Source organism: Calditrichota bacterium, assembly GCA_016867835.1.
Classification (GTDB): domain Bacteria; phylum Electryoneota; class AABM5-125-24; order Hatepunaeales; family Hatepunaeaceae; genus VGIQ01.
This window is the reverse complement of record VGIQ01000181.1, coordinates 1-3,031: the sequence shown is the minus strand read 5'-3', so window position 1 is coordinate 3,031 and position 3,031 is coordinate 1. Positions and strand designations below refer to the sequence as shown.

Here is a 3,031-nt window from a genome sequence, read left to right as displayed (position 1 = left end):
GCTACGGCTCGGGCTTAAGCAGCCCGGGCACACTATCAATCCAAACTGAATGGAGAATGGTATGAGCCCGAGAACGAATCTGTCGCTGGCAGTGCTGGTGCTGCTGGCGGTCTTCACCCTCTTCGCCGCGCCGTCGGAGGCGTGGGCGGTCACCTCATTTGAGATAGAACTCGACTGGAACGGGTTCACTCCATCTGATTGCGAAGTTCAAGTTATTGAACGAAATCAAGGTGGTGATATCGTCGCAACCCACTTTCTAACCCCAAACTCTTCGTTTTCGCTGTGGAGCGGAGAGTGGCTACTTAACTCGCAGACGACACTAATCGAGGTCATCTGGGAAGAAGGGCTTGGCGGCGAGAATGAGTGGCGCTTGCTGCCCAACCAGAATCCCGTCGTGCCTCCAATAGAGGTTGAGATCGATCAGCAGAATCCACCAGCACTAATTGAAAGGGCAGCTCAGGCACATTGAAGTGGATATTGTCAGGAGGGGAACCTTGGCGGCGAGATTGACCTGCAACCTGTGCATCAAGCGAATGGTCATTCCGCTGTTAAGCGGATTGCTCGCCATTGCGGTTAGAATCGAAGCCCAGCCAGATCTGGTTAATATCGAGTTCTTTGACAGCGGCGAAAACGATGATTCTTTCCGCGATTTCTATGCATTGAATGGGGGCGGCTTCTATGCTTGTGGACAAGCTGGAGGCCGCCCCTGGCTCGTTCGCGTCAATGAAGAAGGAGTAATGGAATGGGAATATCAAACTGATGGCATTTGGTTTCACTCCATCATAGAAGCCGATAACGGAGATGCCGTTTCGGCTGGCGTCTTTGCCGGACAGACGTTTGCGGCCGTGCGTATAACCTCTGAAGGCGATGAAGTTTGGAGACGTGAATTTGGAGTCGGTCGGGCATTCGCTGTAATTGAACTTAAAGATGGTGGATTTGTCTTGTCTGGATGGGGCCGGCCGGTCGGAGGAGTCAATTCAGGCTATGTCATTCGGATAACCGGCGATGGTGAGGTTGACTGGGCCGGGTATTATGGCCAATCATCTCAATTCTTGTCAATGCGTGAGACTGAGGGAGGTGTGATTCTTTGCGGATATTTAACTGAGAATAGGGTGACAATAGGTGTAATTATCAAGGTCGATCTTAATGGTGATTTGATATGGTCCAGAAGAGTAGAACAAATAGCGGACGAAAGACCGATTCTGGGTGGCATTATATCCATGCCAGAGAATAGATTCGCTATCCTCGCCACGGCTTCTGGAAGCCCGGCTATCTTAAAAGTGAACAACGCAGGTGAGGTTCTTGAGACGCTATTACTGCCTAACGTCACAATGCTTTGGCCCAACGGTATTGATAAGGCCACTGACGGTGGCTTCGCTTTGGTCGGGCAAAAATATCAAGAAGGACGATATTACCCACTGGTTGTGCGCACAGATCGGCAGGGAAGAGTGTTATGGACAAATGACTTCCGCAACTTTGTGGCGGAGGATGAAGGACGTAGTTTTAATGAAGCCTTTACGATATTAACGCTTCCGGGTGATGAATTTGTTGTATGCGGCAGGCTCTGGAGTCCTTTTGAGAATCAACGTACCGACGGTTTCATCGCGACCTTTGCTCCTGATCCACTATTCCCTGTCATATTCAGTAAATCTCCGGAAGATTCAATACAAGAATTCCTTCCACAACGATCACTAACTTGCACCGTCGTTGCACGAAATGCGCACGGTAACCCGATGTTCTACCAATGGGATTTCGGTGATTCACTCAGCGACAACATAGGAAACCGTGATGACACCAGTAGAACCTTTAGGCTTGACACGACTGCTGGCGACTATCCAATAACTTGCAGAATTACAAATGACGTCGGTACAGTGCGAACTGGTTGGTTGGTAAAATTGCGTAACCTTTTCATCGCCTCCCATGCCCCCGACACCCTATCCCTCACCATCCAGCGCAATTCCGAAATCGATTTCGCCCTCGACTCTGTAGCCTACATCGGGGACTTGGAGAACCTGCGGTATGAGTGGATGATTTACGACTCCGCGGCGGTGAGATGGGAAGAAGTGGGAGGGGATGACCGGATCGGAATCCGGTCCTACGCGTTCGACCGGACGGGCGGGTATGCCCTGAAAGCCAGGGTCTTCGACCCGAATGTCGATCCGGTGCCGGCCGATTCCGTCCAATGGGCGATTCAAGTGCGCGGAGTCATTCGGGCTTATGAGCCGAATCTCCCCGAATTATCCCTCGAGCCGCGGCTGGAAGCGACGTTCGAGTTAATTCCCTTCAATGCCAACAATGACTCGATTCAGTTCTGGTGGACTCTAAACGAAGCAGACACCCTGTCTACTCAGTCCACTTTGTCCATGTCGTTCCAAGACACCGGCAGATACGTCGTGAGCGGATATGCGAGGGAGCGAGTAAGCGAGGAGGAGTGGGAGGAGGATGTGCAAGTTTGGGTTGTCAATGTCCATTCTCTAAGCGCTGGACTGGATCCCCGCCTGCGCGGGGATGACGAGGGGGAAAGCGAGGATGACGAGGGGGGAAGCGGGGATGATGATCCCCTCTCGCTTACGATTGCTCCTAATCCGTTTAACGATCAGGCGACGGTGACGATTGACCTTGGAGGGCGGGCATTCCTGCCTGCCCAAAGGGCGGACAAGAATGTCCGCCCTCCAAGAGCGCAAATGGGGGGTCTCATGCCCGTCCGGCTCAGCCTCTACGCGCTCGACGGCCGTGAAGTCCTCCGCTTCCACAATGGCCCGGTATCCCTCGGCACCCATCAGTTTAGATTCTTCACTTCGTTCAGAATGACATCGGGAGTCTATTTCCTCCGCCTTCTGGCCGGCTCTCACTCCCACACCGTCAAAGCGGTTTTGCTACGTTAGACTTGGAGGGCGGGATTCATCCCGGCCTGTCCGGTCCGGCACCAACGACTTTTGCATTTCCTCGTATCTTCTTGCAAATCGACACGTTGCTGCTTATCTTATCCTTACCTGCACTGCCCGCTTGCGGACTTCAGCACTCGCGCGAG

At 52.7% G+C, this 3,031-nt stretch carries 3 protein-coding genes; 2 read left to right on the top strand and 1 reads right to left on the bottom strand.

The genetic code is table 11. The features are described from left to right. The first annotated feature begins 61 nt into the window (after window positions 1-61). A complete protein-coding gene (locus FJY67_11785) occupies window positions 62-469 on the top strand; it encodes a hypothetical protein (protein ID MBM3330130.1) in 408 nt (135 codons plus the stop codon). A 79-nt stretch (window positions 470-548) separates the two neighbouring features. Here the strand turns inward: FJY67_11785 and FJY67_11780 are convergent, their stop codons facing one another. Then, window positions 549-776, bottom strand: coding sequence for a hypothetical protein (locus FJY67_11780; protein ID MBM3330129.1), 228 nt, complete (start codon window positions 774-776; stop codon window positions 549-551). A gap of 1,119 nt (window positions 777-1,895) precedes the next feature. Here FJY67_11780 and FJY67_11775 point away from each other — a divergent pair. Further along, complete coding sequence (locus tag FJY67_11775; GenBank protein ID MBM3330128.1) at window positions 1,896-2,885, top strand: hypothetical protein; 990 nt, start codon at window positions 1,896-1,898, stop codon at window positions 2,883-2,885. The last annotated feature ends 146 nt before the right edge of the window (window positions 2,886-3,031 follow it).